Raw genomic sequence first — 13,974 nt, forward strand, 5'->3', positions numbered from 1 at the left:
CCAATATGTCGGCCAATCAGTCGATAGAGATATTCAACCATTCCAGTAGTAAATCTACTTCTCGAAATTTACTAGTAGATTTTTTAGATGAACGTGATTAGATGAACGTGAAATAAATAGTGCAAATGAATAAGGTTAAACGTAACGAGTTGTTATTAAAATTGTTTTTAGTTAAGATCAGAGTAACTGCATCACTTTTGGGATATGCCGTGTCAGATTTAGATATGATATTTACTGTCATATAGAGGGCATCGTTTTCTTTATAAAGACCACTCGATAATTCAATTTCTTTCATTTCTTTTCATGTAGGAATTCCTTCCCTTCCAATGCTGTCTTCGACTAGATTTTCCTCTTCCTCGGAAGGGTTTAAAAGATCGATCCAAATGGCTTCCGATAATAAATTTTTATTTTTAGCAGTTACGTGCTGAGGTGAAAATTTATTTCCTTCGGAGTAGACTTTGATCATCGGTTTTCCTTAAATGATGAAAATCCTCTAATGATTATAAAGAGTATTAACTTTGAAGTGTACTTTTAGAAGATGCTTTTTAGCATAAAGGGTATCATGCAAGAGGCTAGAATGTGCTCAATAAATATGCAGAATAGTAAACTTTAACAAGCCATGCCAGAATTACCTGAAATTGAAACCTACCGCGCAGGATTGGCCCCGCACCTCGAAGGCTTAACCATCCATTCTATTTCTATTTTCCGCCGCGACTTACGTTATCCTACGGAACCCAAATTAAACAAATTATTGGGGATCCTTAACCAAATTAATCGACGAGGTAAGTATCTTTTGTTTCATGTGTCGAAAAAACACTAATCAAGACAGCGTCTTGTTATGGCATCTTGGGATCTCTGGTTCACTACGGTTGTCTATGAAGGAAAAGTTTCTAAAACCCCATGATCATATTCAAATAGCGATAGGCTCTTACTATTTAATGTATGACGATCCGCGACGCTTTGGTTTTATAAAGTGGGTAGAAGATTTTCCTACACATCCCACCTTGCGCCAGCTAGGTCTAGAGCCCTTGTCACGAGCTTTTTCTGGAATTTATTTATATAGCGTTTTTCAAAAAAACGAGTGAACTGTAAACATGCTATCATGGAGCAACACGTTGTAGCATGTGATGTGTTGGGAATATTTATACGAATGAAGCATTGTTTGAAGCGGGCATAAATCTACGACAATTAACCTATCAACTTTCTTTGAATCAATGTGCTGCCTTAGTGCGTGCGATAAAAGCAGTTTTAAGGAAAGCAATTGCCGAGTGTGGAACTACGTTAAAAGATTTTTTAAATCCCGACGATAAACCGGGTCTTTTTAGACCGCGATTATTGATATATGGCCGGTCTGGGAAAACTTGCAGGAAATGTAATCGACCCATTATAGATTATCTACTTAGCCAACGACGCACCTATCAATGTCTGACGTGCCAACGATAGAAAACTATTCTTAGCCTTTGAGTAAAGGAGAGGGAAAAACCATCGTGGGCATCTTAATTAAATGATTCCATTTTTCTCGAGAAACTAATAGCTAGGAATAAAGCATACAAATGCAATTCTGTAGTGTCACTCAACCAAGGGTTAGCAAAACAACCCACGATCATACTGACTAATAAAATCTGAATTAAATAGCGATATTCATCGGAAAGAGAAAAGCTATATCGCCATTGTACTGCAAAATTTAATAATAAAAATGTAAGCCCAACGATTCCTAACTCAACAGCGGTATTTAAATAGCTGTTATAAGAGATTTGCATAATGCCAGTATCTTTTGTGAGTGAGGAAGGTAGCGTAGCATAAGCAGTATGAAAACTTCCGGTCCCATGGCCAATCCAGGGCTTTTCTTTATAAAGAAGGTAGCCATTTTTCATTGACTGGAAACGAATTCCAATGGACGTTTTTACTTCACCATGTCGATAATGTTCGGTATTATGTGCAATAGCCAGAATGCGAGATTGAAATTCCCTAGAGAAATGATAAGCAAGGCTGGCCAAAAAGATTGTGAGAATGAAGGCTCCCAGAAATCCCCGCCAACCAAAATGAATGATAGCCATGTATAAGAGAAGAGCTGCGAAAATAAAATATCCTGAACGTCCTTGGCTAATAAAAATAACATTAAAAATAGCAGCTAAAGCGAGCAAACCATAAATCCAAAGAAATCTAAATTTCTTCAGAAATCGATAAATGAAAATAAAGGCAGCGATAACCATTAAGAAATTTTGAATGATGTGGTCTTTAAAAACACTGCTTTCATCAAAACGAGAATGAAAAAGAAAAGCGGGATGACAATAATATTTGATGTAGGAAAGTATTAAAGTAATCACCATTGCGGCTAAAAAAGCATTGAGGATATATGGTTGCCAACGAGTTTCAGAGAAAAAGTCAACTAAAAGAGCGGCACATAATAAAATCCCAGCTTTGGAGAGTTGTCGAAATATATCTTGATAAGGCGCAATCCAATAAAAGGAGCCAATAATATAGAGCAACATCCATGCGATCAAAAAAATTGCTACAGGATTTGCCCAGATGGTTCGTATCTTCGCTTGCCAAGAATTGCTGAATAAGCTTAAGATAGTTGCAAGAGGGAATAAAATACAGGTGAGGCTAGTCGAAATTGGGAGGAGGAGAGCCGAAGCGACGAGTAGTATCCCAGCGCTTTTACCAATCCAAGTTCCTTTAAAACTCATTGTTTGCTGCATGATGATCTCGGCAACGAGTTAAATTTACTGTTAGAATAGCCGCCAGTTTAACATAAGAATATTAAAAGATGCCACATGCGTGAACTCCATATCCTCGAACCTACCTTAGCTGACCAGACTGGGCATTGCCATGGCTATGTCCAGAGTTTGATTCATGCTAATGAAACCTTTAAATATGCATTGCATATTTGGCTCGATCGGCGCGGACGTGATTTATATTCAAATGAACGCTGTCAATTGCACCATTATTTTTGGTATCGATTGCGAAAAATACAAAAGTTTTTTTGTTTGCGTTCATTGATTCAATCCAATAAAACTATTTTTATTCCAACCGCAGGTGATATGGATTTAGTTTATTTGAATTCCATTTTGAAAAGCAGAAAATATCCAGGAAAAATATTTCTTCATTTTCACCAACTTAAAATCTCTGACGAAAAGATTAACTTACTCAAGAAAATAGCTCGATGCCATCCTGAATTTATTGTCATGGCACCAACGAAAGATTTGTTAAAGATTTTTGAAGAGAGTGGCTTTCATAATTGTGCACAAGTTTTTTGTCCCAGTTATGCTCCTTTATCGCGGTGTCGTACAGTTAATTCGTTTAGAAAAGTAATTTATGCCGGGTCAGCTAGAAGCGATAAAGGCTTTCCCGAAATGGTCTCTTTTTTGGAATATTTTTCTCAAAAAGAAAAAAATACCACTTTTGAAGTACAAGCTTCGCCGCCCTCTTCAGGACGATACGACGGCAAAAGTAAAACCGCGTTATTGAGACTTAAAAAATTGCCTTTGTCAAAATTAATTTTGCATGAATCCACACTGAATCAAAAAGAATATCAGCAATTATTTATGGGAGGCATTTGTCTCTTAATTTATGATTTGGAAAGTTATCGAAATAAATTCAGTGGCGTTGCTTTAGACGCTTTTTATGCGGGATGTCCCCTGATTACTATTAGGAGTACGTGGATGGGGGAAGTTACGCAACGGTTTCAGGCAGGGGTGGCCTTGACAGACAGCTCCCCTACGAGTATTTATGAAGCTTTGGTAAAAATCCGCCAAAATTATGCTCAATTTCATGAAAATGCCAAGCAGGCTGGCAAAATTCTTATTGAAAAGCACAACCCTAAAAATACTTTTAAAATTATTGAAAAAATGAGTGGCAGCAATAAGTAAATTATCCGTATAATATTATTGCTTATAATCAAACATCGAAAATTGAAGCAGCGATTAAAAGCGTTTTATGGGCGGATGAAGTCCTTATTGTAGATTCTACAGTACCGATGATGGTACCAGAGAATTGGCAGAAAAATGCAGAAAAATTAAGCGTACGAATTGTTCAACTTCACTTTAAGGGGTTAAGGGGTTTGGAGATTTGCGGAACCAAGCGATTGCTGTGTGCTAATATGAATAGATTTTCAGTTTAGATTCGGACGAGCGTTGTACGCCAGAAGTTCGTGATAAAATTTTTTCAATAATTAATTCTGATAAAGCTGTTCATATTTATAAGGTTCCGCGCAAAAAATGTTTTTTGGGTCGTTGGATTAAATATGGTGGATGCTATCCAGATTATCGCCAACCACAATTATTTCGAAAAGGAAGTTTGAGTTATGTTAAGGATATCGTACATCAAAATTATCAATGTCACAGTAAAAAAACCATTGGTTATTTAAAAAAAAATCGATCTTACAAATTCCATTTGAGAATTTATCTGAAATGATGAACAAAGCCAATCGTTATTCGACACTTGGCGTCGATCGACTTAAAAAGCGATATGCAGAAGTATCGATGTCGTTAGACCTCACTCATACTGTTTGGACCTTCATAAAAGTTTATTTTTTAAGAATAGGTTTTTTAGATGGCTGGCCAGGTTTTATCATCGCTATATTGGCCATAGTTATGACGCATTTTATCGTTATGCCAAATTTTATGAGAAAGAAAAATTAAAAGAGATCCATAGCGTCGAGTAAACATCCTAAAGATAACGCTGCCTAGTTGTAAGCAAAAAAGTAGTATTTTTATTTTAGACAACTGTAGCTAATTTTTTAAACAACGCATCGAGACAAACCACGCGAGCGTTGCGAAAATCACCAGAGCGAGTAAATGAAACGATCCATCGATCAATTATATTTAAATCTAAAGATGCTAGTAATCGCAGCTGATAAATATTCATGTCCATAGGTGTTGCTTTAACTTCGATAGCAATGTACTGATTGTTGGGCAGCTGAATAAGAAAGTCTATTTCTTCTTTTTCCTTGGATCGTAGATCGTACAAAATAAATTTGTGGAATTTGAGCACGGTTCGTGAAAAATTGTGTTATTTCCGTTAATGTCAAATTTTCTAGAAACCCACCGAAATAAGGGCTTACTATAAGAGGTTCTGCCTGCGTCCATCCTTGAGACGAACAGCTAGAGCAACATCTTCAAAATAGAGTTTAGGAGTTTTAATGAGCCTTTAATTTAAATTATTAAAATAAGGCGAAACTACCACCCAAGATGGCGTTTTCTTCTAATAAAGCTATCCATTGATTGCAACGTGGTGGCATCGACACCAACATTTTTAGCAATGTCAGAATAATTAATCAGTTGTCCTACTTGTCCGTCTATTAATTGTAGAGCTTTAGCAAACGCTGCTTTTTTTCTCAATTCCCATTGTTGAAATAATATCTTTTTTAATAAAGGTCGTGATAAAATCGTTAAGGTAATTTATGTGGCTTATTTCTGGACTAGCATATAATTCAAGCCATCTTTCCTCGAATAAAAATAGAAGGAAATGAAAAGTGATGTGAAAAGTTTTTCAATTTGCTAATTTCATGAAGCGACAAATTATTCAGAGTAAAATAATGGGCCCTTTCTGCGAGGAATTCCTGCACAGATCGATGGAATAAAGCTTCGTTAAACCTGTAATCCATAAATCGAAAGTGATTGGGGTATTTTGAGCGTGGGATAAACGCTGTTGTTCATCCATCCGTTTTTTTGGAAAAAATTTCTGATGCTAACGTAGCTTCATTTAAGCTCAAAGGGCCACGAAATTGATCGAAAAGAGTGCTGGATTGTTATTTGCGAACTGACGCACTCCAATGTCATCAAAAAAGAACTAGCTTATAAGTTCATATATGATCCAGTAGCGAAGTTTTTTTTCGACTTCTCTCGGGCCTTGCAATATCTTTACAGGGAGGATGGATTTTTTTAACCTCTTTCATCAAAAATGGTTAAAATCTCTGAATATCCACATATTGACTATATTTAGGATCTTACCCAAAATTGGTCAAGAAGATTAAAACCATCAAAGGACGAACCAAAAAGCTAAATTGAGAACTTCAGGTTTAGAGGATTGCCAAAAGCTTCTTGACCTCTCCCTTGCCGATTTCGACGATTCTGCGCATAATAACTGCTTCAAGAAAGGCAGAAATCCCATGATGGATAAAATTGACATCCCCTCTTATCAGAAGGCACATGTAGTGGTTTATGGGGATTTAATGCTAGATCGGTATTGGTATGGTTCTGCCCTGCGGATTTCTCCTGAGGCGCCAGTACCTGTAGTTAATGTCAATCATAGTGAAGCCCGCCCTGGAGGCGCGGCGAACGTAGCCTTAAATATAGCGGCACTAGGGACTTCAGTAGAGTTGCTGGGTTTAGTGGGGGAAGATGGTGAAGCAAAAGAATTGGAATCTTTGCTTCCTTCAGATTCAATTCAGTGTCTTTTCCACCGCATTCCTAACTATCACACAGTCACAAAATTACGGATCTTAGGCCCGAACCAACAGCTTTTACGGATGGATTTTGAAAAGTGTTTAGACGTTTACCAGGATGAACCCTTGGTGCGCCGTTATGTGGAGTCTCTTTCAGGCACCAATGTTGTGGTTTTATCGGACTATGCTAAAGGTGCATTGATAAATGCTTCCATTTTAATAAAAAAAGCACGTGAAAAAGGGCTTCCTGTCTTAGTAGATCCAAAAGCTTCGGATTTTATTCGTTATGAAGGCGCTACGCTGTTAACTCCCAATTTAAAAGAATTTGAAGCAGTGGTGGGGCCTTGTAGAACAGAAGAAGAATTGAAGTCCAAGGCTCGAATCCTAATTCAAAATCATCATTTTGAAGCCATTCTCATTACCCGCGGTAAACTCGGAATGATTTTAGTTGAAAAAAATGAACTGACTGTCAGTCTGGCTGCTCATACTCGCGAAGTTTATGACGTTACTGGTGCCGGGGATACCGTCATTTCTGTAATGGCGGCTTCCCTTGCCGCTGGTTCTGATTTAATTTCTGCTGCTAAACTTGCCAATCTGGCTGCGGGTTTAGTGGTGCGAAAACTAGGTGCTGCGACAGTCACCGTCCCTGAGTTACGCCGGGCTTTGCATCAGATGACAAATTCACATGCGGGGATAATGTCGGAAGCGCAGTTGTTGCAAGCAGTGGCCGATGCGCGTGCTTATGGCGAAAGCATTGTTATGACAAACGGTTGCTTCGATATTTTACATACGGGACATATCCATTACTTGGAAGCTGCTAAGACAATGGGCAATCGGTTAATCGTGGCGGTTAATGATGATTGCTCAGTGTCGCGTTTGAAAGGAACCGAACGTCCACTTAATTCATTGCACGCACGGATGGAAGTTTTAGCAGCCTTACGTGCTGTCGATTGGGTTATATCTTTTTCGGAAGACACCCCGGCCCGTTTAATTGCTGCGGTTTTGCCTGATATTTTAGTGAAAGGCAATGATTATCAGCTGAACGAAATTGCCGGAGGAGACGCCGTTCTTAAAAACGGCGGTAAGGTATTGACCATACCAATTAAAACGGGTTTTTCCACGTCTCAATTAATTGAGAAAGTCAGAGGAGTAACGACGTGATTATTGTAACCGGTGCTGCAGGATTTATTGGAAGTAATTTATTAAAAGGTCTCAATGCCCAGGGACAAACAGAAATTATTGCTATTGACGATTTAACTGATGGCAGGAAATTTCGAAATTTAGCGGTTTCAAAATATTATGATTATCTGGATTATGAAGATTTTTTAAATCAAATTATTGCTGATCAATCGTTCGGGCGACCTATCGAAGCAATTTTCCATGAAGGGGCTTGTTCGGTAACAACCGAGTGGGATGGTCGATATATGATGCGGAATAATTATGAATATTCCAAACACCTATTGCATTATTGCATGAAACGAAAAATCCCTTTGATTTATGCATCTAGTGCTGCTGTATATGGCGGTAAACAGCAGTTTAAAGAATCAAGCGATAGCGAAATACCTTTAAACGTATACGGTTATTCAAAATGGGTCTTCGATCAATACTATTTGCAACAGTGCTCCCAAATTAACTCTCAAGTTGTTGGCCTTCGATATTTAAATGTATATGGGCCTCATGAACAACATAAAGGATCCATGGCCAGTGTGGCTTTTCATTTTATGAATCAATTACGTGAAACCGGGGTGGTTAAATTATTTGAAGGTTGGGATGGTTATTCCGATGGGGAACAGATGCGGGATTTTATCTCTGTAGAAGATGTGGTGAAAGTGAATTTATGGTTTTTGGCGAACCCAAACAAATCGGGTATTTTTAACGTCGGCACGGGCCAGGCACGCACTTTTAATGCTTTGGCAAAGATATTAATTCAATTAAATGGTGGAGGGAAAATCGAATATATCCCTTTCCCCAAAAAATTAAAAGGCGCGTATCAAAGTTTCACAGAAGCCGATATTACAAAATTGCGAGAAATCGGTTATACCAATGAATTTCTCACTCTAGAAGAAGGCTTGCGTCGTTATTTTAAATGGATGAATTTTACTTTGTATCCACAGCGAAAGCTGGACTTCTCCCTAAAATAAATAGGGCTTAAAGAAGTGGCTGCAGGGTTTTAGCCACGTATTTTTTTAGTTGCAAAAAAGGTTTACCTCGTAAGTATAGGATCCTTTGTACACAATATTACTTATTTATATTTAAATGATTACAGCTTGGTGGATTGCCGTTAGCAAATTTTAGGTAAGTGTAAGGACTATATCTACCAGTCGTAGTTGGCAGATGGTACTTGTTTGAAGTGGAAAAAATTGTCATTATTGGATAACCTTTTTCTACTAGGTTATATGGCTAGATACTTGAACAGCCAAATTAGCAGAACCCGTCACATTTATAAATGTTGGTTCATTAATGTCGATGCCATTATTATTGGTGTAACTTGCAATCACTTGCCTAGGTATAGGAAAATCTTTTAAATTGACCGATAAATTATCTGTCAAAGATGAAAGATATAATTCTGCCGTCAGTGTTTGCGCAGTTAATTCGACTGCACTTACTGTTAAGAGTGTAAGAATAAATTTTTTCATTCGATATCTCCTTAAAAAATTTGAAGTAAAGATTATAGAAATCTTTTCCAACTAATAGGTAGCACAACTAATAGGTAGCATATTTTTAAAGAGATAGGGCTAGAAAATTTAACAAATTACTTAGCTATCTGATTGATAACTTTATTCAAATCAGTAGCTGTGTTATTTTTGTCATCATCTCGGAATTTTTTCCCCCTGTAAGGCTATTAACGAAAGTGTCGCTAATAATTGCTCGTTGTCCAGATGATTTCGTTGGAGTTGACTTTGTATTTTAGCCAGAATTAATACTTACTCACGAGCGACAACCGCCGGAGAAGCAGTTTTCATTTCTTTGAACCAATCTAGATTATTGACACGTTCATTAGCCACATAATTTTACACTTGAAAAGGACTTGCGTAGCCCTTAGGGAGATTGGGATCATCGGGTATTCCAACTTTTTCGCCTAAACTTTTTACGGAAACGCGTTTCCCCATCATCATATTTATTCCTCCATCATCATATTTAAATTAGTGAGCGCTAATGATTTAGTAGCAAGTAAAGACCAAATAGCCAATTGATGTTTTTGATAGACAGGATTATTAACAAAGTTAAAGCTTCGGCACGCTTTTTAGGGCTTAAACTATTAAGTTTTGTTTTGAGATCGCTAAAATTAATTCTGTCTATTAAAGATTCATATTGTTGTGCCAGATATTGAAGATAAATTTCTGCTGCTTGTTGTCGATCGGTGGACTAAGCAGTTGCTGTAAAGAGAGAATTAAAAATTAAAATAATTATCATAAGTTGTTTCGGGCTTTCCAACTCCGTAGTTGCTTTCCATTGAATCATCTGCGTCATATAAGTAAAGAATATCGCTAGCCGGAATATTAGTAGTAAGATTAGGAATCAAATTCTTCTAATTTTTGATATCCGCAGCCATCTTGGGGTTGGTAAGTTGATTAGCATTTACTACTTGTTCAGGAAACTGAAGCATGACTTCTGAAATTTGATTTTGGGTAGTGAGTGCAGCGTTAATATGTTCTTGTTTCATACCATTATTTTTTTCGGGTTGGCTTGTAAAGCAATTTCTGGATTTTTATAAAACTGATATTTCATATTGTTAATGCTTTTTTTTGCTTTCAATTGCCAATGTCTGAATTTCAGTACCTATTTGCTTTATGGCAGCAATAACGCTGCCCATCGGATCGAGATCAGCCATTGCTGACGTGGAGCCAATTATTAACGTTATAAATGAAGTGATGCTGATGAAATGAATTTTTTTCATAATTAAACCCTTCTATTTAAAACCAGTGAATGTTAGATGATTCTTTTTTCTGTTTACGGTGAAGGTGTTGAGTTAGTGTCAACTGATAAAGATATTGGATTATCGGTTGAATTAATTGCCGTAGCAGGTAGCATGCCGCTTCCACCATCGCTACTACTTAGAGAAGAACTCTAATTAAAATTAGCAAAATAAGTGCTTAGGAAAGTACGCGTAGCTAATAAAGCGCAGCATTGATCGCCTATATTCAAATCACTACAAGAATTAGCTATACTGCACAGCTATTTAAAACAGAAGCGATATTACTCGCTGCATTTTTGTTAGAGGCTGCTAAACTGTTAAATTGAGAATCGGAATAGCTGAGATAATTGGCACATTGGGAAAGAGGAACGCTATCTGCAAAACACAAGGAAGATGTGAATAACAGAGTAACAGTGATGGATAATAAATATTTTTTTAGGCTCATAAGCCACCCTCTTCTAAAGATTGCAATATCAATTTAAAACGATCAGACCCCAAAACGCGGCCTAATAATCGCAATCGCTCAAATACTAGGTAATCGCAATCGCTCAAATACTAGGTTGCGTTTTAGGAAGGTGTCCGCAATATCGTTATCAGATTGTGAAATTTCTTCGGTGTGCATTAGTATTAGTACTTTTGTGGCAGCGCCAAGATAAGCAGTATCTAAAAAAATTAATAAGCGCAAGCCACGACCCGTTTTGGGATAAGTAATGAGTTTGATCATAGCGTCTTCTTGTTGAAGGTCTATTACCCATGTCTTCTAATGCCTTGCCCAATTCTTTTAAGGAAGACTCAAGTTCCGGATCGCCATCCAGAGTCCAATCTTCAACTCCCTCCATGAAACTAATCACGCGGTAAATGATAGGATCTTTGTAATCGTGCCAAAATTGGTGTACGGCTTTATGCGATAGATCCGGCATAAATCTTCTCCATAGAACAGAATGGAATTCTCACAGAATAGTGAGTGCATGAACCTTAAAAAAATATTAAGGAGAAATTAAAAATCGGAATCATTTAATTTTTTATTACGGAGAAGTGGCCGAATTTGTTTCCTACTTAAGTAACTCTTAATATTGTCTTAAGGAATAAGTGTTAGCATGATTGGAACCTAGTATTTTATATCCTCGAAGGAATTCTTTTAAATGAATTTCAAAAAAGTAGTAAAGAAAGGCTTTCTTTCTCGCCTAAACCCTATGTGTTGGGTAGGCTATGACCAAATTTCCGGGAATGAAAAAACTATTAAAAATCTTGTCGACGGTTTGATAGATAAGCCGACTCAATCCGCTTCACATAAAGAAACTTTTGAAGAGTGTTTACGTCGATTTAATTTAATGGAAGCAGATATCAAAAAGCGAATGCAAACGGCAATTCGCATTGTAATTTTATACTTAATATTGAATCTTGGTATGAATTGCCTATACTGTTTATTTATTCATGGATTGCCCTTAGCTTCTTTTGTTTGCGTTATTTTAACGCTTTTATTATGGGCTTATGCTTTTCGAGAACATTTTAATTATTTCCAAATGAGGCAACCTCGTTTAGGTTGCACATTTAAAGAATGGTTCATCTGCACCTTTAAGGGATAAAAACAATTAAAAAACTCTTCTCGTCGCTTTTTCTTTTGTTATTTTCCGCTAGTGCTTGGGCCGATACGATATTTACCGACTTTACTGATAACACGGAGATAAACAGTCACCATGATTTATCGATTTCCTATTTAAGCCAAATCTTTGGCACTGTCGGGAATGTACTCTATGGAACAATAGGGCAGGATGCTGGGTAAGTTATTTTATAAACTCAACGAAGGAATTATTGTGGTAGCGGGATTGTGGTTGGCTTATACGGTTTCCACCATTGTATTACCAGTCATCCAAGATGGCTCTCTTTTATGGGTCCGAATAAAAATGTCGCTCTCGTATTTTTAAATCGCTTTTGGCTTTAGCTTATTAATTCCTAATCTAGCGACAGGTTATTCATTGCTCCAAGATGTGGTAATGAAAGTAGTGGTAGAAGGCGTAGGATTAGCGGATCAGAGGATAGCAAATATTTGCTAATGCTGTTGTATGTATTCTAGTATTGATAGCCAACCTAATGCACAATCGAACAACAATACGGGGTCGCAGTTAACGCTAATCCCCCTTGTTCTATACGATGTGATTGAGGGTGATAAATACCATCAGTTTTATTTTCCAAGCGTTGGGGATTCCTTAAAGCCAAGTCAAAAAACCTATGAGGGGGGGGGTGAGATTGCCAAACAAGCGGTAAGTGAATTAGTGACGAGTTTAATGCCAGCTGAAAAAATATTATTGTTCACAAAACTCATCCGCTAATTCTTTCTTAGGTTACAATCCCGATAATGTGAGTGACAATAATGCAGGAACTTTTTTTGGAAGTTTATTAAGTTACGTCAATACCTTAGTGCCTTTGGTGCAGCTCAATACCAGCAACGCAACTTTGGCTAAAGATTTTATTGAAGAAGCACAAAACGAAGGATGGTTAAGTGCCAGTCGTTATTATTGGGATTTATCTCAAGTACAGTCGTACTATGATAGTATTTCGAATATTGGCAACTATACACCGACGGTAGTTGATGCTAACACTTCAGGGAATCCTGATAAATACTACCAAGAAGCTCGTAAAGCGTCGCTGACTTATATTCAGGCCTGTATTGAATAAATTAAAAGAATATCGCCAACTCCCAAAATTCTGGAGATACGGGTTCAGCGCCTAATCCGAGCACAGCGGGTTTCAGATCTGGTATGGGGGGGTAATTGACACCATCTTTGGTAGCGTAATCTATATCTTTGGTAGCGTAGTTTATGATATCGGTAATTTGATTTCCACTTTCTCTACTAGTAATCGTCTAGAGGTAGTAATGGTCATATAGGGACAGATCCCATACTTTTTTTGCATTCTACATAGTGTCGGGATGCGTGCTATTAATGTAGCTGTCAATATTTGATTCTGGTTTCCGGTCAGAATTGCTGTTTCCCTCTTTGCGACGGGTGTTTGTACAGCTTCCTATAATGCACAAACACCTGTCAGCGCATTACTCAGTTGGGTAAAGCCATTATTTATGGTTGTAGCAGGGAGAGATTGTGGGGTGGCTGGATTTGTGCTGGCTTATTATGTCCCCTTTATACCCCTATTTTCTTTATACCTTCTGAGTAATCGGTTGGATTATCGTGGTGATTGAAGTTATGGTGGCGGCACCACTAATCTGTTTCGGATTAAAACACTCCGAAGGACACGATTTTCTGGGTGAAGCGAAACAGATATTAATGATTCTATTGGGAGCCTTTTTGCGGCCAGTATTAATGGTAATCGGTCTCATTGCGGGAATGATTCTTTCGTATGTTTCTTTACGAATTATTGTTTATACTACCTTTTCGGGTTTAGCGAGTGATCTCTTTACAAGCTCTCCTTCCTCAGGTGCTGCGAGTGGAAGTATTCTCTGTGCTGCCCGGTACTTTGATGTGGAATTTAATTAAGGATTCAGGAAGTATTTCAGAAATTGTAATGAGCCTACTCGTATTTCCGCTTGTTCTCGTTATTTTCACTATGTTGGTTTATATGGTAACGACGCAGTGCTTCAGCTTAATTTTTACGTTACTGGACAACATCTTGTGTTAGATCAGTTCGTCGCCTCAAACAAGTTCCGCCGGACAAA

18 protein-coding genes and 1 pseudogene are annotated in these 13,974 nt (G+C 37.6%); 10 read left to right on the top strand and 9 right to left on the bottom strand.

Features of this window, described 5'->3' with window-relative positions:
- Window positions 1-301 precede the first annotated feature (301 nt).
- The gene (locus CleRt_RS09745; RefSeq protein WP_157870773.1) at window positions 302-466 is read right to left on the bottom strand and encodes a hypothetical protein; all 165 of its coding nucleotides are present in this window, start codon (window positions 464-466) and stop codon (window positions 302-304) included.
- Window positions 467-619: 153 nt separating this feature from the next.
- On the opposite strand from CleRt_RS09745, the gene CleRt_RS12935 reads away from it, so the two are divergent.
- The 3 genes from CleRt_RS12935 to CleRt_RS13845 are packed head-to-tail and all read left to right on the top strand — an operon-like array spanning window position 620 to window position 1,443.
- Window positions 620-820, top strand: a complete 201-nt coding sequence (locus CleRt_RS12935) for a DNA-formamidopyrimidine glycosylase family protein (protein WP_048874888.1) — start codon at window positions 620-622, stop codon at window positions 818-820.
- Window positions 801-1,085: a DNA-formamidopyrimidine glycosylase family protein gene (locus tag CleRt_RS12940; protein WP_082160395.1), complete on the top strand. Its 285-nt coding sequence runs from the start codon at window positions 801-803 to the stop codon at window positions 1,083-1,085. The genes CleRt_RS12935 and CleRt_RS12940 overlap by 20 nt, the downstream gene beginning before the upstream one ends.
- 55 nt (window positions 1,086-1,140) lie before the next feature.
- A complete protein-coding gene (locus tag CleRt_RS13845; protein WP_082160396.1) occupies window positions 1,141-1,443 on the top strand; it encodes a hypothetical protein in 303 nt (100 codons plus the stop codon).
- A 53-nt stretch (window positions 1,444-1,496) separates the two neighbouring features.
- Here the strand turns inward: CleRt_RS13845 and CleRt_RS01190 are convergent, their stop codons facing one another.
- Window positions 1,497-2,702 carry an O-antigen ligase family protein gene (locus CleRt_RS01190; RefSeq protein WP_048874891.1) on the bottom strand — a complete coding sequence of 402 codons (1,206 nt, stop codon included), beginning with the start codon at window positions 2,700-2,702 and terminating at the stop codon, window positions 1,497-1,499.
- A gap of 75 nt (window positions 2,703-2,777) precedes the next feature.
- On the opposite strand from CleRt_RS01190, the gene CleRt_RS01195 reads away from it, so the two are divergent.
- Window positions 2,778-3,872: a glycosyltransferase gene (locus tag CleRt_RS01195; protein ID WP_048874892.1), complete on the top strand. Its 1,095-nt coding sequence runs from the start codon at window positions 2,778-2,780 to the stop codon at window positions 3,870-3,872.
- Between the two features lie 847 nt (window positions 3,873-4,719).
- Here the strand turns inward: CleRt_RS01195 and CleRt_RS01205 are convergent.
- Window positions 4,720-4,971 carry a DUF4143 domain-containing protein gene (locus CleRt_RS01205; RefSeq protein ID WP_162198798.1) on the bottom strand — a complete coding sequence of 84 codons (252 nt, stop codon included), beginning with the start codon at window positions 4,969-4,971 and terminating at the stop codon, window positions 4,720-4,722.
- Between the two features lie 209 nt (window positions 4,972-5,180).
- Window positions 5,181-5,342, bottom strand: a complete 162-nt coding sequence (locus tag CleRt_RS09750; RefSeq protein WP_157870775.1) for a hypothetical protein — start codon at window positions 5,340-5,342, stop codon at window positions 5,181-5,183.
- A 770-nt stretch (window positions 5,343-6,112) separates the two neighbouring features.
- Between CleRt_RS09750 and hldE the strand changes: the two genes are divergently transcribed.
- Both hldE and rfaD read left to right on the top strand, forming a co-directional pair.
- Window positions 6,113-7,549, top strand: a complete 1,437-nt coding sequence (hldE, locus tag CleRt_RS01210) for a bifunctional D-glycero-beta-D-manno-heptose-7-phosphate kinase/D-glycero-beta-D-manno-heptose 1-phosphate adenylyltransferase HldE (protein ID WP_048874894.1) — start codon at window positions 6,113-6,115, stop codon at window positions 7,547-7,549.
- Window positions 7,546-8,529, top strand: coding sequence for an ADP-glyceromanno-heptose 6-epimerase (rfaD, locus tag CleRt_RS01215; protein ID WP_048874895.1), 984 nt, complete (start codon window positions 7,546-7,548; stop codon window positions 8,527-8,529). Before hldE ends, rfaD begins: the two co-directional genes overlap by 4 nt.
- 246 nt (window positions 8,530-8,775) lie before the next feature.
- Here rfaD and CleRt_RS01220 read toward each other — a convergent pair whose 3' ends face one another.
- The 5 genes and pseudogenes from CleRt_RS01220 to icmW form a co-directional block, all read right to left on the bottom strand.
- Window positions 8,776-9,024, bottom strand: coding sequence for a hypothetical protein (locus tag CleRt_RS01220; RefSeq protein WP_048874896.1), 249 nt, complete (start codon window positions 9,022-9,024; stop codon window positions 8,776-8,778).
- Between the two features lie 893 nt (window positions 9,025-9,917).
- Entirely contained in the window at window positions 9,918-10,052 is a 135-nt protein-coding gene (locus CleRt_RS12945) for a hypothetical protein (protein WP_306686747.1), read from the bottom strand.
- A gap of 69 nt (window positions 10,053-10,121) precedes the next feature.
- Window positions 10,122-10,286, bottom strand: a complete 165-nt coding sequence (locus CleRt_RS11220) for a hypothetical protein (protein WP_235379122.1) — start codon at window positions 10,284-10,286, stop codon at window positions 10,122-10,124.
- A gap of 265 nt (window positions 10,287-10,551) precedes the next feature.
- The gene (locus CleRt_RS01230; RefSeq protein WP_048874897.1) at window positions 10,552-10,749 is read right to left on the bottom strand and encodes a hypothetical protein; all 198 of its coding nucleotides are present in this window, start codon (window positions 10,747-10,749) and stop codon (window positions 10,552-10,554) included.
- 78 nt (window positions 10,750-10,827) lie between these two features.
- Window positions 10,828-11,224 (bottom strand): annotated as a pseudogene (gene icmW, locus CleRt_RS01235) (type IVB secretion system protein IcmW).
- A gap of 222 nt (window positions 11,225-11,446) precedes the next feature.
- Here icmW and icmV point away from each other — a divergent pair.
- The 4 genes from icmV (at window position 11,447) to CleRt_RS08180 (ending at window position 13,795) form a co-directional block, all read left to right on the top strand.
- Window positions 11,447-11,890: a type IVB secretion system protein IcmV gene (gene icmV, locus CleRt_RS01240; protein WP_048874898.1), complete on the top strand. Its 444-nt coding sequence runs from the start codon at window positions 11,447-11,449 to the stop codon at window positions 11,888-11,890.
- 477 nt (window positions 11,891-12,367) lie between these two features.
- Window positions 12,368-12,634 carry a hypothetical protein gene (locus CleRt_RS08170; RefSeq protein ID WP_053097817.1) on the top strand — a complete coding sequence of 89 codons (267 nt, stop codon included), beginning with the start codon at window positions 12,368-12,370 and terminating at the stop codon, window positions 12,632-12,634.
- Window positions 12,635-12,662: 28 nt separating this feature from the next.
- Window positions 12,663-12,980 carry a hypothetical protein gene (locus CleRt_RS08175; protein ID WP_053097819.1) on the top strand — a complete coding sequence of 106 codons (318 nt, stop codon included), beginning with the start codon at window positions 12,663-12,665 and terminating at the stop codon, window positions 12,978-12,980.
- Between the two features lie 512 nt (window positions 12,981-13,492).
- Complete coding sequence (locus CleRt_RS08180; protein ID WP_053097821.1) at window positions 13,493-13,795, top strand: hypothetical protein; 303 nt, start codon at window positions 13,493-13,495, stop codon at window positions 13,793-13,795.
- Window positions 13,796-13,974: the final 179 nt, after the last annotated feature.

The organism is Candidatus Coxiella mudrowiae (assembly GCA_001077715.1).
GTDB lineage: Bacteria > Pseudomonadota > Gammaproteobacteria > Coxiellales > Coxiellaceae > Coxiella > Coxiella mudrowiae.

Coding starts and splice junctions, on each gene's coding strand:
- CleRt_RS09745 (WP_157870773.1), bottom strand. CDS start 466: ATGATCAAAGTCTACTCCGAAGGAAATAAATTTTCACCTCAGCACGTA.
- CleRt_RS12940 (WP_082160395.1), top strand. CDS start 801: ATGTGTCGAAAAAACACTAATCAAGACAGCGTCTTGTTATGGCATCTT.
- CleRt_RS01190 (WP_048874891.1), bottom strand. CDS start 2,702: ATGCAGCAAACAATGAGTTTTAAAGGAACTTGGATTGGTAAAAGCGCT.
- icmV (WP_048874898.1), top strand. CDS start 11,447: ATGAATTTCAAAAAAGTAGTAAAGAAAGGCTTTCTTTCTCGCCTAAAC.
- CleRt_RS01230 (WP_048874897.1), bottom strand. CDS start 10,749: ATGAGCCTAAAAAAATATTTATTATCCATCACTGTTACTCTGTTATTC.
- CleRt_RS01195 (WP_048874892.1), top strand. CDS start 2,778: ATGCGTGAACTCCATATCCTCGAACCTACCTTAGCTGACCAGACTGGG.
- CleRt_RS12935 (WP_048874888.1), top strand. CDS start 620: ATGCCAGAATTACCTGAAATTGAAACCTACCGCGCAGGATTGGCCCCG.
- CleRt_RS11220 (WP_235379122.1), bottom strand. CDS start 10,286: ATGAAAAAAATTCATTTCATCAGCATCACTTCATTTATAACGTTAATA.
- CleRt_RS01220 (WP_048874896.1), bottom strand. CDS start 9,024: ATGAAAAAATTTATTCTTACACTCTTAACAGTAAGTGCAGTCGAATTA.
- hldE (WP_048874894.1), top strand. CDS start 6,113: ATGATGGATAAAATTGACATCCCCTCTTATCAGAAGGCACATGTAGTG.
- CleRt_RS12945 (WP_306686747.1), bottom strand. CDS start 10,052: ATGAAACAAGAACATATTAACGCTGCACTCACTACCCAAAATCAAATT.
- CleRt_RS08170 (WP_053097817.1), top strand. CDS start 12,368: ATGTATTCTAGTATTGATAGCCAACCTAATGCACAATCGAACAACAAT.